Source organism: Tenacibaculum sp. AWR4_210, assembly GCF_056160945.1.
Genome location: NZ_JBSWYF010000010.1, coordinates 116,439 through 139,128, shown reverse-complemented (window position 1 = coordinate 139,128; position 22,690 = coordinate 116,439). Strand labels below are relative to the sequence as shown.

Sequence of the window (22,690 nt, the reverse complement as noted above, 5' to 3'; positions counted from 1 at the left end):
ATCGATTAATAATTCAATTTAATTTACAAAAAAGTATGACGGGAACTAGTATCGACAATTTGAGATACAAATGGAAAACACCTCCTAAATTTGGAGAAGGATTTTGCTATTTGGATACAGATTATGGGAAAATTAGAGTATTTGATACTAAGGGAAATCTTCCCATTATTATCAATGTCCCAGACGGACCTAATGTCATTGAACATCAAGCGACATTAATTCAAAATTTAGCAAAGAATTATAGAGTTATTTGTTTTGAATACCCGGGGTTGGGTTTTTCATTTCCCAATAGTAAATACGATTATTCCTTTGAGAGTGGTGCAAATTTATTGAATCAAATAATGGATATTTTAGAGCTTGAAAGAGTATCCTTACTATTTTCATGTTCTAATGGTTATTATGCCATGAAAGCAGCGATGAATAATCCCGAACGTTTCCGTCATATTTTTTTATCCCAAACTCCCTCTGCTGAAGGATTATTAACATGGACCGAAAAATCTATTCCTAGTTTAATAAAAACGCCTTTGATAGGTCAGGTGGCCAATGCAATATACGCAAAGAAATTTGCTGGAATCTGGTACCAATATGCCTTGCCTAAATCTAGTACTTCTCGATTTAATTTTACCGAGATAGCACAAACTTCTATCCATAAAGGAGGGTGCTTTTGTTTATCATCTTTAGTTCAAGAACTAAAAAAAGACAGGCATACAGAATTGTATTTAAATGAAGTTCCCACGACGTTGGTTTGGGGAGGTGCAGATTTTACACACCGTAAAACGGATAAGAATTCTATTAAGACGCATATTCACAACTGCGAGATTATTGAATTTAATGACTGTGGACATTTTCCGGAGTTAGAAAGAACAAAGGATTACGTACAGTTAATTACGGAAAGAATTGGATAGGAGCTACCTAGAAGGAATGCTTTGTACTTCAATATCTTTAGTTGGCGATGGACACTCTGCTTGTACTTTCGGTTTAGCGTGAAGATAGAATCGGTATGAATAGTTTCAAAATATCCCATGCTGAGTTTATTATGGAAACAGCGTTAATTTCTAACTGTTTTAATATAATAACCACGTCTATTACAGCGATAGAGATGCACAATACTCCTATTTAGTCAATAGAAGAGTAGGTGATAAATTACTAAAATCTTATAGCAAAGTAGGGGCGAGCAAGAAACAAAAATTAAAGATTACAGAGTTGTTAAAAATGGAACACTGTTTTTTGAGAAAGGTTATAAGAAATGGAGTAAGAAGAGGAAAGGAATGAAATTTTAGGGAAGTAAGTTTTGTGTTAAAATTTTCAGAAGAATAACTGTTATAACGGAATCCTAAGATGTGGTTTGTTAAAAAAAGACTATTTTTTAAGAAGATTAATTAGAGCTAATCAATTTACTAAACATTGCAGCATTTTAAAACAATTTCGGATTACTACAAAGCCATTGGTTTGTCAGTACCCAAACATTCTCAATTTGATGTAAAAAGTTTTGAAGAAAATATGGGGATTGTGTTTTCAAAAATGGAACCATTTCGTCATGAATTCTATTTTATCGCTGTTAAAATTGAAGGCAAGGGGGAAACTCTTCTAGGGCACAACCCAGACCTTCCTGATGGAATCACGATTTTCTTCAATAGTCCTTTTCAAATTATATCATGGGATCATTCTCAAGATTGGTCGGGTTTTTATATTATTTTCTCTCAGGATTTTATAGCGTCTTCCTTTCATTTTGATAGGTTATTAGACGATTATTCATTTTTAAAAATAGACGAATCCATTCCTATCAAGATTGGCAAGAACGATTTACCAGAGGTCATGGCCTTGTATAAAAAAATTAAAGAAGAGTATACCAGTGACAATAAAGATAAGTTTGATTTTATTCAAGTATATGTATTACAATTACTGAATCAAATTAAACGATTATTCAATAAAAAAATAGAGGTTGACAGAATCAATGAACGCATTCATAGAACAGATTTGAAATTATTATCGCAATTTCAAAAGCATATAAAAGAAAGTTTTTATCCAGATACTAAAATAGTTGGTCAAGTGAACTTTCATTCACCATCGTATTATGCAAGTATTTTAAATATTCATCCCAACCATTTAAACGCAGTAGTTAAGTCGATTACAGGGCAGACAGCTTTAAATACGATACATACTCATATTCTTAAATTAGCAAAAGCAGAACTGTTACAAACAGCTAAAAGTGTTAAAGAAATTGCCTATCAACTGCATTTTGATTCTCCAAGTCATTTTGGTGCTTTTTTTAAAAAGCATACTGGTAGTACTCCAATTACCTACAGGAAAAATAAGTAGTCTTTGAAATCTGATATTTTCAATTTGAAATCAAAGATTTAGACAATCATAAGTCAGTTAATTTTGCTCATGATAATAGAGCAGATAATTAAAAAACTTATACGATTATGGATCCTATATTTCGTCCCTTTTCTTTTAATGGGTTAAAACTTAGCAATAGAATAGTTATGGCTCCCATGACTAGAGCTAGGTCTAATGAGAATGATGTCATTACAGAGTTAGCCCCTTTATACTATTCTCAAAGAGCAAGTGCTGGACTTATAATTACCGAAGGTGTTCCCGTTTCTAAAGAAGCTAGAGGGTATAGTATGACACCAGGAATTTATACAGAGGAGCAAATTGCAGGTTGGAAAAAAGTAACACAAGCTGTTCATGAAAACAAAGGGAAGATTTTCATTCAGCTATGGCATGTAGGTAGAAGAGCAACTAAAGGTACAACAAAAGGAACTGTGCCTTTGGCCCCTTCTGCTGTAAAGATATCCGATAAGGTTTATGGTCCTTTACAAGATGGAACCCTAGGTATGGTTGAAACAGACATCCCCAAAGCTATGACTTTAGAAGACATAGAACGCACTAAACAGGATTTTGTTCAAGCAGCAAAAAATGCTGTGGAAGCAGGTTTTGATGGGGTAGAAATTCATGGGGCTCACGGTTATTTGTTCGACCAATTTATGCGAACGGATGTGAACCAAAGAACAGATGATTACGGAGGTAGTATTAAAAACAGAATTCGTTTTACAATTGAAACAGTAGAAGATGTAATTGAAGCTATAGGAGCGGATAAAGTTGCAATTCGATTGTCTCCTTTTGTATCAGAAGCTCCGGAGCTTGATTCTCAAATGCCCGAAACAACTATAGCCTTATTAAAAGAACTCAATCGACATAATTTAGTATTTGTTCACTTGTCGGAAAATGTAGCTACATTTAGACCAGTAGCAACTTCATTTAGAGAAAAAGTAAAAGAAGTCTATCAGAATCCAATTATGATATGTGGACAATTAACAAAAGAGATTGCTAATAAACTTATAGAAAAGAAATATGCTGATATGGTAGCTTTTGGCAGACCATTTATTGTCAATCCAGATTTAGTAAAGCGTATGAAATACAACCATCCATTAACTGAAGTTAGTGCTGATAAGGCTCAAACATTTTACGGTGGAGGTGCTGAGGGGTATACAAGTTACTCAAATTACAATTAGAAAATTCTATCGGACAAATGTCAAAATACTTATACATACTGCTTTTTCTCTTCATTACGATTAATACATCGTTTTCTCAAGGCAATTCAGAATTATCAAAAATAAAACCTTATTCAATTACTTTTTCTGTAGCGAGTATTGAGAAAATGACAGATTGGTATCAGAGTAAATTAGGGTTTAAAAAGCTAAAAGAAAAAAAGTACCCTGAATTTAACACCTACTTAATATTTCTAGAATTAAACGGTTATCGAGTGGAGCTGATTAAAGATTATGAGGCGGTGCCGAAAATTACAAATCCTAAAGCACCTCAAAGGCATACTGGAGTTTGGGGACAAACACAGTTTTGTTTTATAACAGCAAACTTAGAAAAGGTAAAGCGAGAATTAATAAACAAGAGTGTTGCTGTTGATTGGGAATATCAAAATAAAGAACTAGGAGTGAAATTTTTCTTTATTAAAGACCCAGAAGGGAACATGATTCAATTTTTACAGGAGATAAAAGCAACAAAAGAGTAATGAATATCACAGAAAATTCTATTGGTAAACAGTTTTTATACGAATATGCACAAGGATTAATAAATGCTGATGCTCTGCGTATGGCACGTCTATTTCATAGCGGACTTTCGTATATCGTCAACGATGAAGTAAGAGAAGGAGCTGCAGATTTGTGCAAAGAAGAAACATGGAGCTTTATTTTTAGTAAAGTAAGGTTTTTAAAAGCTGAAGCGAACCATGTAGTCGAAGTGCATTCAGGACATATTTTTTATCATGAATATCTTCGAGTTAAAAGCAAAAAGACAGGAGAGGTTCGAGAAGGCCACTTTGGTGACGAAGCTGTAATAAACAAAGAAGGGAAGTTGTTGTTGGTGAATAGAGTAGCTGATAATGCATATTTTAAATGGTTTGGAGAGACCCTATCAAATTAGAAAATTAAAACAGTCATGAAAAAAATAGTAGTATTTGGCGCAACAGGGGCAATGGGGAGATACATAATTGCCAATTTAGATAAAAAAAGTTGGTCTGTTAGAGCGTTTACAAGAAATGAAAACTCACCTTTAGCACAAGCACTTTTAGCGCATGGAAACTTAGAACTTTTTCAAGGGAATACAGATAATGTAGACGATTTAAAACGTGCTATTGATGGTGTAGATGCAGTTTTTTGTAATACCGATTTTTGGACTAATGTGAACAATCCAGAAAACGAAAGAATACAAATGCATAGGATTTTAGAAATTTCTAAAGAAAAGAATATAGCGCATGTTGTATTTTCTTCGTTAGAAAACTGCATGACCTTATCTAATGGAGAAATCCCAGTTACTCATTTTGATTCTAAAGCGATAGTAGAACAAGAGATAAACTGGCAGCGTTCATTAGACCATTTCAAGCAACTAAAAGGATTTTATTCTACCAGTGTTACAGTGCTTAGAACACTTCCTTATTTTGAAAATTTGATGTCTTTCTTTGTTCCTCAAAAAAGAGTTTACAAAGGAAAAGATGAAATCGTATTTAAGCTTCCATTGGGGGAAAATGGGAAGTTTTCTATGGTAGCTTTGGATGATATTGGATGGTTTACTAATTATATTTTAAACCGTAGGTCCCAATACGGAGGAAAAACTCTAGTTATTGGTTCTGATACCGTATCTGGCAATGAAATTGCTCAAAAGTTTGAAAGTGTTACAGGTATAAAATCAGTGTACGAACCTATTTCAGATGAAGAATTTTTAAAACTAGGAGGACCTGCTCATGATGCTTTGAATCATTTTAAGTTTCATAGAGAAATAGGGATGAAAAGAAATTTTGATTCCTTAAAAAAGTTACATCCTGAGTTGTTGAGTTTTGATTCATGGTTGCAAAAAACACAATGGAAAGGAGAACAAAGGCTAATTCAAAAGAAATTAGCAGAATAAAAATGTATCAAGTTAATCCACCATAGAGTAGGCTAAGAATATCCTTACGGTGGACAAATAAAACGGTTAAAAATAATAGGAACTATTATCATTTCTTTATTCCTTTTCCATTGGAAAAACTAGCTCGTTTATCTGTTTTATATTTAATTGATTATTCACTAGAATAAAGGAATGAATTTAATACATATCCATCTATCTCTAATAAGAAAAGAAGATAAAAAACCACCGTGAGCTTTGTATGACTTCAGGTGTAAACCGGGAACGTTTCCAGGAATAGTAATTGTTTAATGAAATTAATAATCAAACTTTAAAAGGGATGAATTTTGAACTAATTTTTTTGCTTGAACGGAATAATTAATGAAGAGACTGTATATAATTTTCGAGTGTATTTTGACTTTTAACCTTTATAACGCCTTTCTCGAAGGTTATTAAATTATCATTGATCAATTCTTTTAGAATTCTGTTTAATACCCTAATTGAGATTCCTAGATAGCTTGCTAAGTCTTGCTTCGATATACGTTCATCGGTAAGATTTAATGCTAGGATTATTTTTATTATTGAGAACTTGAGAGGATAAATTTGCTGAAACGAGGCTCTCTTTGCGGTTCTGAAGATTCGAGTAGCCAGTTCTTTTAAAATAATATTGACGAATTCACGATCAGTTTGAATTAATTTCTCGAATAATACGCTATCAATACTAAAAGCTTCAACAGTAGATAGTGTTTCTACAGATGATAAATTGTCTTCTTTAATCAAAAATTCGATTTCGCCAACAAGTTCTCCTTTTCCTAAAAATTCTAATAGATAATCTTTTCCATTTTCTTCCGTGATAAAACATTTCGTCAACCCTTGAATAATGACGTAAATTCTTTTTAAGGAATCGTCTTTGTACAGTAGCACCTCATTTCTTGAAAATTTTTCTTTTCTTATCCCAAGACCATATTTCCCGGTAGTGTAAAGTTTCTCGATATAATTAAGTAAAGTAATATTCGTTTTTATCATTCTTTAAACTTGGACAATTGTCCTTGACAGTGTCTTATATTGACTACAAATTAATTAAAAAAATATAAGATGATGAATTCTATATTTGATATTGATGCGACTTCAGATGGAGCTGTTGCATTATTACCAGCAAGGAAAGATAAAAAAAAGCACAGAATATACACGAGGGTTCTTGTAGGGGAGCTATTGATAGTAGTACCGTAACCACATACCGACAAATAGTTATTGATAACAACAATAACTTACGTCAGCAGTAACCTAGTGAATCGTTAATTCAATCAGTATCAAGAGAGAAATTTATAAATGTACTTAACCTTATTTTGTACTAGAGTAATAGTTTTAATGAGTTTATTATTAAGAGATTACAAGGTTTTGGCTATTCTTTTTATAATAATGTCTTGTCAATCAAATAAAAACCGAACCAATATGAGCAATACGCTACCAAAAATAGAATTACATCTGCATTTAGATTGTTCTTTGAGTTATGATATCGTCAAAAAAATAGCCCCGAACATTACGGAAGACGTTTATAAAGCTTCATTTATAGCTCCTCCAAAATGTACAGATTTAGCAGATTATATTGAAAGAGCTATTAGCGGAGTAAAATTAATGCAGACTAAGGAGCAACTAAAGCTTGTAACATTAGATCTTTTTGATCAATTAAAAAAAGATAACGTGATTTATGCAGAAATTAGATTTGCACCATTGATTCATTTAGATAAAGGTTTAACACCAGAAGAAGTAGTTGAAACAGTTAATGATGCTATGACAATCGGTATGGAAACATCTGGAGTTAAAGCAGGCCTTATCCTTTGTACACTCAGGCATTTTTCAGAAGAACAAAGTATGCGTACAATTAAATTGGTAGAGCAATTTAAAGGGACCAATGTCGTAGGTTTTGATATAGCAGCAGATGAAGCAGGTTTTCCTATAGCTAATCATGTTACTGCATTTCAACGAGCAAAAAGAAAAAATATTTCCTGCACAGCACATGCAGGAGAAGCAAAGGGCCCAGAAAGTGTATGGGAAACTCTAAACAATTTGTATCCAAAAAGAATAGGACATGGAGTTAGAAGTTACGAAGATAAAAATCTAGTCAATTTTTTAAAAGAGAAGAATATTCATTTAGAAGTTTGTCCAACTAGTAATATCCAAACCAATGTATATGATAGGCTTGAAGATCATAAAATAAACGAAATATACAACGAAGGACTTTCAATGAGTGTTAATACTGATGCTCGTACAATTTCTAATACAACGCTTGAAAATGAATACACTATTTTAAAAGATAAGTTTGGTTGGACCAAAATGCATTTTTTTAAATGTAATATGGAAGCAATAGATCACGCTTTTACCTCGAATGAGATTAAGGCAGAAATAAAATCAAAACTTATTGAGGCTTATCAAAAATAAGATAGCAATTGGAATTGTAGTTGTTAAATTTAGGGAGTTGTAAAAAACTGAATTAAAATTTATTATTACTGAAATTATTCTCGATGTTTTCGCTGTGTCACTCATGATTTAAGTTCTAATTTTTAGGTGTTGGCGCAACTGGTTCCGTATTAGATAAAAAGAATGAATAGTAGAGGCCTTTATGCCTTTTTATTAGAGCAAACCCATCATTTTTGTTGATGAATTTTACTGTTTTAGCAATGAAATTAAGGTCTTTACCTTTTGCAATCAAATTAGATGAGGCCTCTATTTTATCCAATGGAAGTGTTATAATACTGCATTTTTCAACATAAGAAATTAGTTTGTATGATTTGTCTTTGTTGTAAAGTACATAGTCGATTCCTTTGGGTGATTCTTTTAATTTTTTGAAAAGGATCGAGGATACTTTTGTAAGGTCTTTAGTTGTTTCCTGGGCTACTAATGTATTAGTACATATAAAATAGGATACTACTAATACACATAATCGTATTTTTTGTGTCAAATATTTTTCTGAGTTTTTCATTCCGTTTTAATTTTTTTAAGTCTTTGACTTTTTTGCCATTTGAAAATAAAAAATAATTCTCGTCTTCTTGATTTAGAATAATATAGACATATTCTGCTTTCTTTTGAGAGAAGTAGGATATGGTAACTACGAAAATTAAAATTTTTAATACACTCATGGTTACCTGAATTTTTATACCCGTTTTCGTTTTTTTTCGGCTTATGCGGTTGACTGTTGATTTGAACTCATTTTAAAGTTTATCCTAGACGTTAAAGATAAAAGTTGGAAATAAAACTCGAATTATTTTCTTGGGCTTTATAGTAAAATATGCCAATCAACATTTTGGTATTTTCTGGAACTCTGTTTTTTATTCCTTTTTCGTAATTATTCAATTTAGTAATTTTTAGGACCTTTCGAATTTCTACATCAATTTTGTTATTGAAAAAACTAAATTGTTTAAGCTGTATTATTTTTAGATTACTGTTAAAAGTAACTTTATACAGCGCAAAATATTTTTGAAGAATGATTTCATCAATGAGGCTGAGATATTCATTTAAAATCATTGGTTCTTCTCTAAATTCAATTCTATATGTTATGTTGTTGTTTTTTAAGGAAGCAAACCTCTATGTTTTTCATTTACACTGGAAATATCCGAGTAAATTTTTTAGGGAGTTTTGCTGTTATTTTGATTGGTTTGGAGGTGAAGGGGTGGATGAATTCAAGCGTGGAGGCATGCAAATAGAGTCCATTTCCATTTAATAGTAACCCGTCTAAAAAATAGGTTTTATCTCCCAGAATAGGAGTCTTGTTGGCAAAGAGATGTTTTCGTAATTGATGTTTTCTCCCTGTACTTGGTCGAAGTTCCACCAGGTTTAATCGATTAAATTTTTGAGAGGCTACATGTTGAAGTACCTGGTATTGAGTAACAGCACTTTTCGAATCTATAGGAGCTTCAAAAATTCCTTGCTTATTTAAGCTGCCAATGGCGATGGCATGATAGGTTTTTTGAATGTTCTTTTTTTCAAATAAAGCATTTAACTGAATGATACTTGAGGTTGTTTTACCAATTAAGAGCGCTCCACTGGTCGGATAGTCTAAACGGTGCACGGGTCTGGGAACAGTGGCGTCAGTAAGTGTACTTTTTTCTAAGTTTTGTGGTAAGGCATTGTTGATGGTTGCAAAGGAATTTCCGCTCACTACAATTCCTGCAGGTTTGTTGATAACGGCTAAGTATTCGTCCTCAAAAAGAACTTCCAATGCTAGGTCGAAAGTTTTAGAAGGCTTGGAGGTAGGCGCCAAAGCGTACAAACTTATGGTTTCATTTCCATAAATATAGGTTCCTGTATTCGCTTTGATTCCGTTGACATATACCAGTCCTTTTTTAATAGCTTTTTTCAAAGCTGATTTAGTAGGGAGTGTATCAAAAATTCCAACGGCATATTCTTGAATTCGCACAGGAGGGTTTTGAGTGGACGAGGTATGTGAAGCAATCTGTATCAATGGCTATCTGTATAATTATTAAAACGTGCTCAAAATTAAGCAATCGCAGGCATAGAATAGTGTTTTATTGTTGGATTCGGTACTTCTTTTTTTTGGGGAGCGGGGAACTACTAATTTTGGGACACTAAAGTTTTGAATTGTGACAGTTTATTAAAAGGCTATACATTTAGGAGTATTAGGTATCAAAAGAATATACATTTCTGGCTCTTTATGTGTTAATCGTTTAATAAAGGGAATGACATATCATAAGAATATCCATTTCTGTCTTTTTTCGAGCTAACTTTTTTTCAAGGACATAGGCTGTCTTATGAATATACATCTTGTCTTTTTTCGTGTTAATCGTTCAATAAAGGGTATGACATGTCAAAAGAATATTCATTCCCAATTTTTTGTTCAAACTACTCTATTGAGATGAAAAATAACTATTGCTTGGTACTGGTGCCCATGAATTTGTAATAGTAGTTTTCAAGAATAGATATAGTTATCAAAAGAATATTCATTCCTTTCTTTTCTTGAGTTTGCCTTTTTTTAAGGGCACAAGTTGTCAAAAGAATATACATTCCCGATTTTTTGTTGAAACTACTTTTTTAAGATGATGGATCATAATGAGCTGTTATCAATGTCAGTCATTTTGTAATAATAGTTTTAAGTTTTGATAGAGTTTATTAAAAGAACTTACATTTACATCTTTTTTCGTGTTAATCGTTCAATCAAGGGTATGACATGTCAAAAGAATATACATTCCCGATTTTTTGTTGAAACTACTTTTTTAAGATGATGGAGCATAATAGATTGTAATCGATGTCAGTCATTTTGTAATAGTAGTTTCAAGTTTAGATATAGTTTATCAAAAGAATATACATTTCTTTCTTTACTCGAGTAGGCCTTTATTCAAGGACTTAGGCTGTCAAAAGAATATTCATTTCAGTCTTTTCTCTAGTTTGCCTTTTATTCAAGGACATAGGCTGTCAAAAGATTATATTCTTGTCTTTTTTCGTGTTAATCGTTCAATAAAGGGTATGACATGTCAAAAGAATATTCATTTCAGTCTTTTCTCTAGTTTGCCTTTTTTTAAGGGCACAAGTTGTCAAAAGAATATTCATTCCCAACTTTTTTGTTGAAACTACTCTATTGAGATGAAAAAATGACAATTGCTTGGTACTGGTGCCCATGAATTTGTAATTGTAGTTTTAAGTATAGATGTGGTTCATCAAAAGAATATACATTCATGACTTTTATAGGGTTGGCCTTTTATTCAAGGGCATAGGCTGTCAAAAGAATATACATTCATGACTTTTTTTGTTGAAACTACTCTATTGAGATGAAAAATGACAATTGCTGGGTACTGGTGCCTATGAATTTGTAATAGTAGTTTTCAAGAATAGATATAGTTTATCAAAAGAATATAGATTCCTGACTTTTATAGGGTTGGCCTTTTATTCAAGGGTATAGGCTGTCATAAGAATTTTCATTCCCGATTTTTTGTTGAAACTACTTTTTTAAGATGAAGGAGTATAATGGGCTGGTATCGATGTCAGTCATTTTGTAATAGTAGTTTAAAGTATAGATACAGTTTATCATAAGAATATACATTTCTTTCTTTTCTTGAGTTGGCCTTTTATTCAAGGGCATAGGCTATCAAAAGAATATTCATTCCTGTCTTTTTTCGAGCTAACTTTTTTTCAAGGACATAGGCTGTCATAAGAATATTCATTCATGACTTTTTTTGTTGAAACTACTTTTTTAAGATGATGGAGCATAATGGATTGTTATCAATGTCAGTTATTTTGTAATAGTAGTTTCAAGTATAGATACAGTTTATCAAAAGAATATATTCTTGTCTTTTTTCGTGTTAATCGTTCAATAAAGGGTATAGGCTGTCAAAAGAATATTCATTCCCGATTTTCTGTTGAAACTACTTTTTTAAGATGATGGAGCATAATAGATTGTTAGCGATGTCAGTCATTTTGTAATAGTAGTTTCAAGTTTAGGTACAGTTTATCAAAAGAATATACATTTCTTTCTTTTCTTGAGTTTGCCTTTTTTTTAGGGCATAAGTTGTCAAAAGAATATTCATTCCCGATTTTTTGTTGAAACTATTCTATTCAGATGAAAAAATAACAATTACTTGGTACTGGTGCCCATGAATTTGTAATAGTGGGTTTTATATATTCCCCCTGTATCACAAAACTAAAATTCCAAAATCGATTATTCATCTTGTTTAGGCATTCCCCTAGTTGGAGATATAGTATCTGCCTATACGAAAGGTATTTTAGTTACGGTAGTACGCTTTTGTAAATCAGTAGGATAAAGAAAGAATAATCCTCTAAGAGCTAAAACTAGTGAACAGGAATGCCGTCAAAGTATTGTAGTACCACCCTAGTCATCGCCAGTCCTTGGTCGCAAATTAATACGTTTTTGTCGTTTTTTCATAAGTAGCCTGCCTCTATTATTCGATAGTTTTGAATCGACTCTTGTAAAATATGTTGAGTTCTCGTGAGTATTGATTTTCTTAAATACTCCGTTTTTTGCCCCCGAAATTTATGTGAAAAATGAACAGCGAAGAAAAACGAAATGTCGTGAGCAACTAGTTGCAGCGATTTTAATGATATAGTGATGCATTCGCGTTCAACCATTCTTCAGAGTCTTTTTTGAGAAGTGCCTACACTTCGTTCTTCAATATCCTTATCCGTAAAGTACGGAAAAGGACGGCTATCCTTTGTGCTGTATAGCACACTTTTTAATTACTGAGCTAGTAAACCGTAAATCGGTTACTACCCCAGTTCCCATTGTAGTGTATCTAATCCCTAAAATTGATATCAATGAATACATTGAACCAAGAACTAGCTATTGCTAGTAATTCTGAACAGACAGTACTGCTCGCCAGAAGTATCATTACTACGGTAATGCATTTTCGCCGGATGATGGAAGGTGAAGAGAAGTGCCTAGCTTCCTGTACGCACTGTCATAGCCCGCATTTGGCGAAAGTGATTCGTGCCATTAATGCCCAAAAACCCATAGAGTTTGTGTTGCCAGCCTTTCCCGGAAAATCCCCCAACCCGTCTAAAGTTCTAGGCGTAATGCCCGACATGGCAGAAAAACAGGCCCTTATCTTTTTGAATAATTTATGCAAACAAATTCAAGCTATTTACGAACCTGGAGCCAAGGTGGTGATTTGTTCCGATGGTAGAGTTTTTAGTGACGTTGTCGGTATTAGTGAAGCACATATTTCTGCGTATCAGGCAGAAATTGATAGGTTAATCTCAGTGCTGGAGCTAACAGCGCTCTCCACATTTAATTTAGATGATGTGTACCTCGATGTTAGTTTTGAAACTGCCCGAGCAGACTTGATGGCCAATTACGGACAAAATTTAGAGGCTTTAAAAGAAAAGGTAAAAAGAGGGAGCAAGGAGTCGGCCGATGCCGATGCCAAAGAAGCGAATAGAATGTACCTCGGACTTACTCGCTTTTTAGTAGAAGATGCCATGTATCCTGGTCAAGTTAAAAGTAGAACAACCATTCAAAAAGAATGTAAGCGCAATGCTTATCAGGCTATTATTCGAAGCAATGCTTGGACGGATCTCATAGCAGAGAAATTTCCCGAGGCGTTGCGCTTGTCCATCCATCCACAAATTTGCGGTTCTAGAAAGATAGGAATTCAGTTATTAGGCGTAGAAACCTGGATGACTCCTTGGCATGGAGTAGCCTTGAATACCGGAAAACACTATGTCCTAATGAAGCACAAAGAAGTTCAGGAGCTCGCGGTGAATTTAGTAGCAGACGCACAAGGACGCCCCAGTCATTACGTATTAGTAGAACCATCAGAAATCCAATCAAGATGAATGTAAAATTGACAAAATTGAAGCCTTTTGGCTTATTGGTAGAGCCCGTTGAGGTCAATACCGTGATTACTTCAGTGAACAAAGAATACCTAGAACGTTTGATCGATACCGAACATTTAGTTGTCTTGAGAGGATTTAAGAGCTTCCGTGATTCGGACGATTTTGTAAGCTACTGTGAGGAGTTTAGTGCTATAAGTGTTTGGCCTTTTGGAAAAGTATTGGAATTGGTAGTCCACGAAACGCCTAAAGATCATATTTTCGACAACTCGTATATCCCATTGCATTGGGATGGGATGTATCGATCACAGGTGCCTGCCACTCAGGTCTTTCATTGCGTTAGTGCACCAGGAAAAGAGCATAGAGGAGGAACTACCTTTGTAAATACCAAACAAGTATTGGAAAAATTGCCCGAGAATTACGTGAGTTCTCTATCGGATATTAGCTGTACCTATACTCGAAAAATGGAGTATTACGACAGTAAAACTCAAGCTCCATTAATTACCAAACACCCCGATAAAGAGTATGACGTAATCCGCTATTGTGAACCACCAACTAGTAATGATGCCTCTTTTATTAACCATCCTGGTTTTGAGCTTAGCGGAGTTCCTAAAGAAGATGCGACCCAGTTCGTAGAGGGCCTGAATGCCATTTTGTATGCCGATGATAATTTGTATACCCACCGTTGGGAAACAGGAGATGTCGTTTTTTCAGATAATCACACCCTGTTACACGGAAGAGAATCGTTTACCAAAGATGCTCCCCGTCACATTAGAAGGGTGCAGTTGTTGGGTAAAAAACCATTAGATAATCCTCATTTAATATATACGAAATAATGACTAAAGAAACAGATATATTTATCATAGGAGCAGGACCAGTAGGTTTATTAGCAGCCTATCTTGCCGAGCGTTGCGGTTTACAAACCGTAATTATTGATAAGTCAGAAGGTCCCTTAGAGGTAGGACGTGCAGACGCACTGAATGGAAGAACTTTGCAGTTATTAGAACTCGCTGATTTATTTGAAGAGTTGTATCCTTTAGGGGTGCCCTGTAATACGAGTTCCGTTTGGGAAAATGGTAGGTTTGTTTCACGACAATCCACTTGGTGGGATGCTTTGGAAGGTTGTTTTCATAAACATTTTTTGATGTTAGGACAAGCCTATGTGGAGCAGCTGATAGATAAAAAGTTAACCGCTGCTGGAGCGGGAGTATTGAGAACCACGGAAATTGAAACCATCGAGGTTGGTAGCGAAGGGTGTCGCAGTGTGTTGAAAAATGGTGACATCATAAGATCTAAATATATTATTGGAGCAGATGGTTCACGTTCCTTTGTTCGTAATCATTTTGAGATTCCTTTTGAAATTACACGTCCTCAAATTGTTTGGGCAGTGATTGATGCAGTATTCGAGACTGATTTTGAACGCGTACCGGAAATCATCGTCTTTCAAGCCGAAACTTCCGATGTAGCTTGGATTCCAAGAGAAGGAGCAATCGATCGATTTTATATTCGTATGGACCGAAAGGATTTTAGTTTGGAAGAAGCCATGGAGCGCATTAACATCGCTATGGCTCCTCATACGATTACGATTAAGGAGTTGGTTTGGTTTTCACAATTTTCAGTCAAAGAGTCTGTAGCCGAGCAGTTTCAAATTGGAAATAGGGTACTGCTGGCAGGTGATGCGGCTCATATCCATTCTGTAAATGGAGGACAAGGGTTAAATACAGGACTTTCAGATGCTTTTAATCTCATCTGGAAATTACATATGATCGAGAATCACGGAGCAAATTCATCTTTCTTAAAGTCCTATGAACAGGAGCGAAAGCCTGTGGCACTGAGTGTCATCAAGAGTTCAGGAGAACTCGTTCGTTCAACCAAGTTTTCAAAAACGGGGACCCATGCAAAAGATTATGTAAAAATTGTAGAACAACGTGCAGGAAATATTACGGGAATGGGAATTCGTTACGGAAGTACCGGAGTTGTAGGAACACGCCTATTTGATTGCTTATTGATTAAAGGAACTGAGCAGCTACGTTTGTATAGCTTACTAGACTACAGCAAGTTTACTTTGTTGTATTTTGGTGAAGATGTACCCGAGCTTATTTTGCCTCCCTATGTGACAGTACTAAAAGTGAAGAGCACACAAAGTCGCGATGATTTTTGGACGGAAGCAAGCCATTATACAAATCAGGTACTACTTGTGCGTCCTGATTCGTATATCGAGGCTATGGGGCATCTAGGTCAAGCACAACTATTGATAGATGCCTTAGTTTCTAAATTCTCAAAAGTTGAACATAGTGTTGTCGTTGGCTAGTCCTTCTGAAGGAATTTCCTGATAGATAGACCAATGCTCTTCAATGCGTTCGTTTCTAAGTCTAAACAAATCGTAAATGGCAGTAGGACTTTGCTTATAAGTACCTTCACTAATAGAGAGTACAAAGTTACCTTCGCCAAAAACTGCGTGTTGTTTATGATAAGAAGGAAAAATTTCCTCACTGCCAATTACAGTTTGTAAGGCAGTAAGACCATCACCGAAATTCGGTGAATGTTGCTGCAGTTCAGCGTGGAAAAAACGAGGGAGTTCAGCGCCAATCACGGTATTCTTTTGAATACATAGCAAGTGGCCTAACTCCCTTATTTTCGCTTTATTTTGGAGGGTTTTGTCCAAGTCATCAATGGTGGTTTCACCATCAATAAGGTTTCTTCCTGACGTATTAGGGGCACCTAGTGCCGTCATAACGTTCCAATGTTCTGCTATAAAGCCCTGTTCGTTAAAACGAATTATGTGAAAGGCAGCGGTAGTATCAAATCCAAAAGGCGTAGCATTATCCCACTGGTGGTGCATAATTACGTGTTGTCCATCGTTGAGCATACGTATATTTTTTATTTTACTACCGAAAGATGCTAATTTGGGTATTAATGAAACAAAAGCCGCTCGTCCTGTAGGTACTTTTGGGTTGTGTTGAATATAACTTTCGGTTACCATCTCTTCTATGGTAGGTACGTCGTATTCACTGACTGCGGTATGGTAATTTTTTGCTTTTTGTTTGTAATTAATCATGGGTTATAGGGGGTTAGATTTGCTCACTAAGGTACTATTTTGAAGAGACTAATAGAAATGATTTGGAGAGATTTATAAGCAAGGCAAACCTGGTGACTTGCCGTATTTTTGTTAGTTTTGTTTTTAGGAGTATTTTTTAAAGGAGCAACGAAGGAACTGTAGCATGAAGTAACGTCACGTGAATTTCTTATGTGATAGAAACGCTAATCATGTAACCTTTTAATCATTCGTATTATGCCTTATATATCTTTTGAAACTGGAAGTTTGAACGCCGATGTTAAACGTGAACTCATTCAAAAATTGACGGAAGTATCCGTTGAAGTCACAGGGATACCTAAAGAGTTCTTTATGGTTTCCATCAAAGAGTTCCCAGATCATAATGTCGCTGTTGGCGGCCGAACAGTGGCTGAAATAAAAGTGAGCCAACAGTAACAACTAGAAAATGAAGGCCTGAAATTAACGGCCTTCATTTTTTAATTCATGTGCTATTGAGCTTGTTGAACTACAGGAGTATTAAAAAGTGCATACAGCTCATTCGGGTGCTGTACGATAAAGTTGGGATTGTGATTTTCTAAAATACTTTTAGAACGATATCCCCAGGTAACTGCCACACTACTCATTCCAGCGTTAGCAGCTGTGATTAAGTCCACTTCAGTATCCCCAACAAAAACGATTTTTTCAATGGGGAGTTCAAATTGTTTAACGAGGGCAAATACCCCACTGGGATCAGGCTTTTTGTGTTTTTCCGATTGTCCAATAACTGTTTCAAAATGGATGTCTGCAAGGTAATGAGCTACACATTTTTGGGTGAGATCATGGGCCTTATTCGATAAGACCGCCATTTTAATACCTCCTTTTTGAAGGTTTTTTAAGAGGGGAGTCACGCCTGTGTATAGTTGAGAATGTTCGGAGTAGGTCTGTTTATAAATGCGGTGGAAATCACAGAGTATTTCGTTGATTTGTTGCGGGCTACGTTCAGGTTCAGGTAACGATAATCGAATAAAGTTCTGAGCGCCATTTCCTATAAATCGACAGTAACTGTCCAACTCGTGGTTAGGAAAACCGCGTTCTGTTAGCAGCTCGTTCATAATATGACGATAGGTGCCGATAGTATTGAGTAGCGTTCCGTCCAAGTCAAAAATGACGGCTTCAAATTTTTGTGACATAATAAGGGTTTGTAACAAATATAGTGAAAAGCCTTGCGGATTAGCCTATGTGGTAAGTACTAATTAGCGGGCATAGGAAGGACAGTTGTCATAAAAAAACAAGCTCGACAAATACGAGTTTGTCGAGCTTGTTACAACGGATTATTTTTTCCATTTAGTCCATATACCGTTTACCTTTTTCTTGGTCTTACCATCTCGCGTAACCTGGTAGAGTTCGTCGTTTTCGTTAAATAGATAATACCCTTTTTTCCATTCGTATTCTGGGGCATCTTTTGTTTTGGGCGCTATATCGCTGTAGATTTTGATGTTTTTGTGGTTTAGGTTTTTGTTTTTTAGTGCTGTAAAAACCGTCCTCGTAAGCTCTGTACCCTCGTACTGAAAAGTGTTGATATCTTTAAAACTATTGTTGTGAATGTCTACTTTATGTAAGTGTTTTTTTAAGATTTTGTCAAAGTCAGTATACTCCAAGGTTCGTTTAGTAATTGCTTTTTCAAGAGTGTGATAGGTATAGGTTTGATCGAACTGAATAGTTTTCGGAGTAACGAGTTTGCAGTCAAATTCAATTTTGATCTTAAGTTTACCTTCCTTATCGTATTCTGCATAAATAGAACGATGACGCGTGGCGGTGTTTTCTAGGTGTTCAATCTCTGTTTTTCCAAACTTTTTGATGCGTTTCGTAATCTTTGAAAGCTGTGTTCCGTTGCGTTCAAAGTCAATTTTTTCTACTTTTCCATAAAAGGTATGGTGAATGATGTTACTAATGCGTTTGTCTTTTGAGCGCTTTAGTTCGTATTTCCCATTGTTGTGTGTAACGTTTGTAAGTAGGTTGTTTTCAAAGCGCAACTCCATAAGGCCTCTATTAAAATCTACACTGCTAATTTGTTGGTCTTTGAGGTTGATTTTGAGTTCTTGAAGCTTATCATGATCCAAAGAGTAATAGGTTTTACCTGTAATACGGCCGTCTTTTCGAATGTAAGCAATAGGTAATTTCAATCCAGTTTTGTCAATACCTTTATATACATCTTCAACATCGCGAATCAGCTGTTCGATAACCTTATTGTCTTTATCGATGTCATTACTCAGCGTATACCAATCTGGGTTCTTGGTATCTTTTGGATTACTAGCAACTTTTTTTGTTGAGCTTTCTGATGGCGAAGAACTTACGGGAGAGGGTGTCGCCTTTTTTCCAGTGTTTTCAGGGTAGTTAACGCGATCGATACTCTTAACAGGGAAATGAGTGGTGTTCGTTTTGTTGAGGGCAAATAGCTCTTTGAGGGCAGTTGCTTTTTTGATAATCTTTTTTCCTTGTGATTTTTTGTGATCGTTGTCAATAACTTTTTGAGCGTATTCGATAGCTTTGTCCGGTTGGTCAAAGTAATAGTACAATGTTGCTAAATTGTAGTAACAAGAAAAGCGCATTTTTCGATGCTTGCGTTTGTCTTCAGGATAACGCGAGGCAATAAGCGTAAAGTAGCGTTCGAAATCGTCGAGGTATTGCGTTTGAGTATTGGTAATTCGCGTGTGTGATTTCATTCGACTAAAGGCTTCACGAATGCGTTTTAACTGGCGCTTGTAGTCTTTAGTATCTGGGTTTTTCTTGTGGTCCAATATGTAAAAAGGAACTTCTTTCAACTCAGTAGGATAGCCGTGTAAGGGATTTATATAGTCGTTAATTTCAAAAATCAATTTCTTGTGAAATTCCTCTCTGAGCTTGGTGGTGAGTTGTTCACTATTGTTTTTAAAATATTCTTTGGCATAGTCATGACTACTCGACTTTTTACTTTCGTATTTCTTTTTTATGGTAATAGGAAAGGTGCGCACTGGGCCACCAGCTTTTTGATAACTCCACTTCCCTTTGAGGGCAATAGTTTTGGTAGCTTGGTAAAAAGTACTAGTGGTAAGCACTTTTCCATTTTTGTCCTTTTTCTCTTCTACACTTTTTGAAACGACAGCCGGTGATGCTAACAATTCACCATTGGAGATTTTGATCTGTATTGATCCTCCGTTTTCTAGTTTAGTAAATCCAATAATATTAATTCTTTTTTTTACCAACCAATGATCGGTTGTAATTGAAAAATTACGGTCGTCTAGATTTGAAATGGGATCTGTCGGAAGCTGTACATAATAAATTGCAGCTCTTTTTTTTGATAAACTTACCTTCTGGGCATAACCGAACTGAAGCGTTAGAAGAAGGATGAAAATGAGGTACTTTTTCATGTGTTGAATACTGTTAAATTTTATAGCCGAGCAAATATAGGATTATAATTGATTTTTAGAGGTGGATTTTACTTTTTTGATTATGAGAGGGTTATTGAGGTGTTGAGTTGTCTCGATTGTATCGTATTTGTCCGAGTAACCGTTTGTCGGACTGGTTCTTTTTTTTGTTCTGCATGCGATTGCTCATTTTTGGGCATTAAATTTTACTGTATGCGATTCTTTTATTTAATTTATATAGTTGCGCTCTTGGGGGGATGTACTCCAAAAATCCCCGATACTATTGATGTTTCCGTGGCGAAGAATGGAATTATTCCGTTGCCAACCTCGATGGCGACACGGTATGTTAAGGCGGGTTTTGTAAAATATACAAAAGTCACAGCTCCAAATGGAAAGGCTATACATATATTGGCTCAAAACGATATTTCAATTGCTCAAATACTTCGTTGTAGAAACGTTTTACGTTTTTATCTAGCACCCGTTTCGGGGAGTAAATACGGAGCTAATAAAATAGCAGTGGCCAATGCCATGGCCAATAATCATGCGATACTAATGTTGTTGAACGGGAGTGATGATGGAAACCCACCGATGATTGATGCACAACCCTTGTATAAAAATGAAATTGTAGTAGAGGGAGATGCCTGGTACCTTTCAAATGATTACAAACACAGAGATGCCACTTTTGAAGAAATTTTACATTTGGTGCACGATAAGGGAATTGGTGTTGACCAAGAAGGAGTTCCGAGTCGTCATGGAGTATTGCCTGCGTACCAACAAGAAATTCGGAAGGCGCAAGAATTAGCAGAGCAACGAGATATTTGGCCTATGTTGTACCATCCTTCCGTGGCTGATTGGAGGCGGGAGTTAAAAGCAGAAAACAGCTTGTCACAAGAGTACCTGGCAGCAGTTATCGATAGTTATTACGGATTGTGGGAGCCTTGGGAAATAAGTGATAAAGGTATGTGGGGCTTGTATATTGCCAAAACGAGAAAGGAGATTGCCTTAAAAGATCCCGCGGGTTACCATGTGGTACAACAGTTTTTTTCACCGTTTATCAACGTCAATATGGATGTCGATCCTGGTTTTACGGGAATTTTTAATATGAACAGAGATTCCTCTCAAGCCTATACTGCTAAAGCACAGTATTTACAACATTTAAGTTTAACAGGAAATGAAGTTGCCGGTATTTACGGAAACGAGCTTGACAATACCTTGAATGGGAACACCAATGAAAATTGGCTAAAGGGAGGAAAAGGAAATGATAGCATTGATGGTAGGGAAGGTACAGATTCAGCAGTGTTTGAAGGAAATGATGATGAATACACCCTCCGTAAAGAAGGTGAATGGGTGGTCGTAACCGACACCCATGCGGATAGAGACGGGGTAGACCGATTAAAAAATATAGAGTTCTTAGTGTTTAACAATAAGAAGGTGGTTGTAGCCAAAATATCATATAAAAATGAAAAATAGTACAATAGTTGCAGGATTATGCGTAATGCTCGCAGTTCTCGGATGTAAGGTGACTTCTGAGAACGTATCGTCGAAAACAACTAAAACAATGACCGAGGTAGTACCGAACAAATTAGGAGGATGTGTTTTTGTTAGTCCTCAGAATACCGTGGAAGTAAAACCGAATAATGGTCGAATTGAAATTGAAAAACTTGAAGGGGCTTTTGCTAAGAAAATGACTGTTTATGGAATGAGTTTTATTGCCATGGAAGCGGTTTCCGATGAGTTTTTAACGGAGGTAGGAAAGACAATGCAAGAGATGTTTCCACAAGAAGAAGGGGTCAATTTGAAGAAACAACATGAGGTGTTGACCTATTTGGCACAGTACAAGGCAACTATACCAGTTATTAAAGGTCATCACGATGAGATGCCTGAAAAGGTTATGGAAGAGTTACAAGAATTGTACGAACCTACCTGCAGCGTTTGTGATGTTATCATGTATCAGGTGCCTTTGCAAACTATGGAGGTGGTTGAGCATTTATTGCATTTCGTATCGGATATCGGCTTGCATTACGCATTTCCTGAGGAATGGTCTTTTACCGATAAAAATGCTAGCATACACAAAGTAATGGAAGAGGCTATAGCTAAAGGTTTTTACGATGTGGGGAGCTATGAAGCTATGAAGGGCGAGAAAAATATATACCAACGGGTAGTAGTACAGGAATTTGCTTATTGGCTAATTTCTACCTATTGGAATATACAGGAAACGTATGGACCTGATGAAGATGAGTGGAAATTAAAAACTCGTAAGGATCTACAGCGCCAACTACCAATGGGATTTGAGTTGGTAGATACCACAGTTGGAAAAATAATGAAAGTCCCATCGAGACAACTTTTAGAAAAACTAAATCAATTTCAATAGTTCGTTAGGGTTAAAACAACGTAATAATTTAAGGGGGCGTAGTATTGGGTAATAGCAAAACTGTACCCAGAGTTTTGATTATTCTGAAAGAGTTCTGCAATGATGCAGGACTTTTTTTGTGCTCATTAGGGAGGAAAGGTGAACTGTAGAGAAAAGAGGTGTCCTTTTGTCCAGTAAAATCAA

Annotated in this window: 20 protein-coding genes; 14 read left to right on the top strand and 6 right to left on the bottom strand. The window is 35.5% G+C overall.

Going from position 1 to position 22,690, the window contains the following annotated elements; genetic code table 11:
- Positions 1-35 precede the first annotated feature (35 nt).
- From ACXAG7_RS17010 to ACXAG7_RS16985, 6 genes are all read left to right on the top strand, one after another.
- Positions 36-905, top strand: coding sequence for an alpha/beta fold hydrolase (locus ACXAG7_RS17010; RefSeq protein WP_476667573.1), 870 nt, complete (start codon positions 36-38; stop codon positions 903-905).
- A 499-nt stretch (positions 906-1,404) separates the two neighbouring features.
- Positions 1,405-2,319 (top strand): helix-turn-helix domain-containing protein, encoded by a 915-nt coding sequence (locus ACXAG7_RS17005; RefSeq protein WP_408044754.1) that lies wholly within the window; start codon positions 1,405-1,407, stop codon positions 2,317-2,319.
- Positions 2,320-2,426: 107 nt separating this feature from the next.
- Positions 2,427-3,518 (top strand): alkene reductase, encoded by a 1,092-nt coding sequence (locus ACXAG7_RS17000; protein WP_408044753.1) that lies wholly within the window; start codon positions 2,427-2,429, stop codon positions 3,516-3,518.
- A gap of 17 nt (positions 3,519-3,535) precedes the next feature.
- Positions 3,536-4,033: a VOC family protein gene (locus ACXAG7_RS16995; RefSeq protein ID WP_408044752.1), complete on the top strand. Its 498-nt coding sequence runs from the start codon at positions 3,536-3,538 to the stop codon at positions 4,031-4,033.
- Complete coding sequence (locus ACXAG7_RS16990) at positions 4,033-4,443, top strand: hypothetical protein (RefSeq protein ID WP_476667572.1); 411 nt, start codon at positions 4,033-4,035, stop codon at positions 4,441-4,443. The genes ACXAG7_RS16995 and ACXAG7_RS16990 overlap by 1 nt, the downstream gene beginning before the upstream one ends.
- Positions 4,444-4,458: 15 nt before the next feature.
- The gene (locus ACXAG7_RS16985; RefSeq protein ID WP_476667571.1) at positions 4,459-5,424 is read left to right on the top strand and encodes an NmrA/HSCARG family protein; all 966 of its coding nucleotides are present in this window, start codon (positions 4,459-4,461) and stop codon (positions 5,422-5,424) included.
- 354 nt (positions 5,425-5,778) lie between these two features.
- On the opposite strand, the gene ACXAG7_RS16980 is transcribed toward ACXAG7_RS16985, so the two are convergent.
- Positions 5,779-6,426 (bottom strand): Crp/Fnr family transcriptional regulator, encoded by a 648-nt coding sequence (locus ACXAG7_RS16980; RefSeq protein ID WP_476667570.1) that lies wholly within the window; start codon positions 6,424-6,426, stop codon positions 5,779-5,781.
- 69 nt (positions 6,427-6,495) lie between these two features.
- Between ACXAG7_RS16980 and ACXAG7_RS16975 the strand changes: the two genes are divergently transcribed.
- Positions 6,496-6,630 carry a hypothetical protein gene (locus ACXAG7_RS16975; RefSeq protein WP_476667569.1) on the top strand — a complete coding sequence of 45 codons (135 nt, stop codon included), beginning with the start codon at positions 6,496-6,498 and terminating at the stop codon, positions 6,628-6,630.
- Between the two features lie 222 nt (positions 6,631-6,852).
- Entirely contained in the window at positions 6,853-7,839 is a 987-nt protein-coding gene (gene add, locus ACXAG7_RS16970; protein WP_476667568.1) for an adenosine deaminase, read from the top strand.
- 115 nt (positions 7,840-7,954) lie between these two features.
- Here the strand turns inward: add and ACXAG7_RS16965 are convergent, their stop codons facing one another.
- Both ACXAG7_RS16965 and ACXAG7_RS16960 read right to left on the bottom strand, forming a co-directional pair.
- A complete protein-coding gene (locus tag ACXAG7_RS16965) occupies positions 7,955-8,380 on the bottom strand; it encodes a hypothetical protein (protein ID WP_476667567.1) in 426 nt (141 codons plus the stop codon).
- A gap of 615 nt (positions 8,381-8,995) precedes the next feature.
- Complete coding sequence (locus ACXAG7_RS16960) at positions 8,996-9,814, bottom strand: RluA family pseudouridine synthase (protein ID WP_476667566.1); 819 nt, start codon at positions 9,812-9,814, stop codon at positions 8,996-8,998.
- Positions 9,815-12,681: 2,867 nt separating this feature from the next.
- Between ACXAG7_RS16960 and ACXAG7_RS16955 the strand changes: the two genes are divergently transcribed.
- From ACXAG7_RS16955 to ACXAG7_RS16945, 3 genes are read left to right on the top strand one after another with little or no spacing between them, the layout of a single operon-like run.
- Positions 12,682-13,701: an L-tyrosine/L-tryptophan isonitrile synthase family protein gene (locus tag ACXAG7_RS16955; RefSeq protein WP_408044744.1), complete on the top strand. Its 1,020-nt coding sequence runs from the start codon at positions 12,682-12,684 to the stop codon at positions 13,699-13,701.
- The gene (locus tag ACXAG7_RS16950; RefSeq protein ID WP_476667565.1) at positions 13,698-14,534 is read left to right on the top strand and encodes a TauD/TfdA dioxygenase family protein; all 837 of its coding nucleotides are present in this window, start codon (positions 13,698-13,700) and stop codon (positions 14,532-14,534) included. Before ACXAG7_RS16955 ends, ACXAG7_RS16950 begins: the two co-directional genes overlap by 4 nt.
- Complete coding sequence (locus ACXAG7_RS16945) at positions 14,534-16,009, top strand: FAD-binding protein (RefSeq protein ID WP_476667564.1); 1,476 nt, start codon at positions 14,534-14,536, stop codon at positions 16,007-16,009. Before ACXAG7_RS16950 ends, ACXAG7_RS16945 begins: the two co-directional genes overlap by 1 nt.
- Here the strand turns inward: ACXAG7_RS16945 and ACXAG7_RS16940 are convergent.
- On the bottom strand, positions 15,977-16,756 hold the full coding sequence (locus ACXAG7_RS16940) for a nuclear transport factor 2 family protein (RefSeq protein ID WP_476667563.1): 780 nt from the start codon (positions 16,754-16,756) through the stop codon (positions 15,977-15,979). The two genes, ACXAG7_RS16945 and ACXAG7_RS16940, sit on opposite strands and share 33 nt — an antisense overlap.
- Positions 16,757-16,990: 234 nt before the next feature.
- Here ACXAG7_RS16940 and dmpI point away from each other — a divergent pair, with 234 nt between their 5' ends.
- The gene (gene dmpI / locus ACXAG7_RS16935; protein WP_408044740.1) at positions 16,991-17,188 is read left to right on the top strand and encodes a 4-oxalocrotonate tautomerase DmpI; all 198 of its coding nucleotides are present in this window, start codon (positions 16,991-16,993) and stop codon (positions 17,186-17,188) included.
- 53 nt (positions 17,189-17,241) lie between these two features.
- Here the strand turns inward: dmpI and ACXAG7_RS16930 are convergent, their stop codons facing one another.
- A complete protein-coding gene (locus ACXAG7_RS16930; protein ID WP_476667562.1) occupies positions 17,242-17,922 on the bottom strand; it encodes an HAD family hydrolase in 681 nt (226 codons plus the stop codon).
- Between the two features lie 141 nt (positions 17,923-18,063).
- Positions 18,064-20,139, bottom strand: a complete 2,076-nt coding sequence (locus tag ACXAG7_RS16925) for a hypothetical protein (protein ID WP_476667561.1) — start codon at positions 20,137-20,139, stop codon at positions 18,064-18,066.
- Between the two features lie 210 nt (positions 20,140-20,349).
- On the opposite strand from ACXAG7_RS16925, the gene ACXAG7_RS16920 reads away from it, so the two are divergent.
- The gene (locus ACXAG7_RS16920) at positions 20,350-21,606 is read left to right on the top strand and encodes a hypothetical protein (protein WP_476667560.1); all 1,257 of its coding nucleotides are present in this window, start codon (positions 20,350-20,352) and stop codon (positions 21,604-21,606) included.
- Positions 21,596-22,507, top strand: a complete 912-nt coding sequence (locus tag ACXAG7_RS16915; protein ID WP_476667559.1) for a hypothetical protein — start codon at positions 21,596-21,598, stop codon at positions 22,505-22,507. The genes ACXAG7_RS16920 and ACXAG7_RS16915 overlap by 11 nt, the downstream gene beginning before the upstream one ends.
- Positions 22,508-22,690: the final 183 nt, after the last annotated feature.

Bases quoted from the DNA above. Each gene is read 5' to 3' on its own strand.
- ACXAG7_RS17010 (WP_476667573.1), top strand. From the start codon at position 36: ATGACGGGAACTAGTATCGACAATTTGAGATACAAATGGAAAACACCT.
- ACXAG7_RS17000 (WP_408044753.1), top strand. From the start codon at position 2,427: ATGGATCCTATATTTCGTCCCTTTTCTTTTAATGGGTTAAAACTTAGC.
- ACXAG7_RS16995 (WP_408044752.1), top strand. From the start codon at position 3,536: ATGTCAAAATACTTATACATACTGCTTTTTCTCTTCATTACGATTAAT.
- ACXAG7_RS16990 (WP_476667572.1), top strand. From the start codon at position 4,033: ATGAATATCACAGAAAATTCTATTGGTAAACAGTTTTTATACGAATAT.
- ACXAG7_RS16985 (WP_476667571.1), top strand. From the start codon at position 4,459: ATGAAAAAAATAGTAGTATTTGGCGCAACAGGGGCAATGGGGAGATAC.
- ACXAG7_RS16980 (WP_476667570.1), bottom strand. From the start codon at position 6,426: ATGATAAAAACGAATATTACTTTACTTAATTATATCGAGAAACTTTAC.
- ACXAG7_RS16975 (WP_476667569.1), top strand. From the start codon at position 6,496: ATGATGAATTCTATATTTGATATTGATGCGACTTCAGATGGAGCTGTT.
- add (WP_476667568.1), top strand. From the start codon at position 6,853: ATGAGCAATACGCTACCAAAAATAGAATTACATCTGCATTTAGATTGT.
- ACXAG7_RS16965 (WP_476667567.1), bottom strand. From the start codon at position 8,380: ATGAAAAACTCAGAAAAATATTTGACACAAAAAATACGATTATGTGTA.
- ACXAG7_RS16955 (WP_408044744.1), top strand. From the start codon at position 12,682: ATGAATACATTGAACCAAGAACTAGCTATTGCTAGTAATTCTGAACAG.
- ACXAG7_RS16950 (WP_476667565.1), top strand. From the start codon at position 13,698: ATGAATGTAAAATTGACAAAATTGAAGCCTTTTGGCTTATTGGTAGAG.
- ACXAG7_RS16945 (WP_476667564.1), top strand. From the start codon at position 14,534: ATGACTAAAGAAACAGATATATTTATCATAGGAGCAGGACCAGTAGGT.
- ACXAG7_RS16940 (WP_476667563.1), bottom strand. From the start codon at position 16,756: ATGATTAATTACAAACAAAAAGCAAAAAATTACCATACCGCAGTCAGT.
- dmpI (WP_408044740.1), top strand. From the start codon at position 16,991: ATGCCTTATATATCTTTTGAAACTGGAAGTTTGAACGCCGATGTTAAA.
- ACXAG7_RS16930 (WP_476667562.1), bottom strand. From the start codon at position 17,922: ATGTCACAAAAATTTGAAGCCGTCATTTTTGACTTGGACGGAACGCTA.
- ACXAG7_RS16925 (WP_476667561.1), bottom strand. From the start codon at position 20,139: ATGAAAAAGTACCTCATTTTCATCCTTCTTCTAACGCTTCAGTTCGGT.
- ACXAG7_RS16920 (WP_476667560.1), top strand. From the start codon at position 20,350: ATGCGATTCTTTTATTTAATTTATATAGTTGCGCTCTTGGGGGGATGT.
- ACXAG7_RS16915 (WP_476667559.1), top strand. From the start codon at position 21,596: ATGAAAAATAGTACAATAGTTGCAGGATTATGCGTAATGCTCGCAGTT.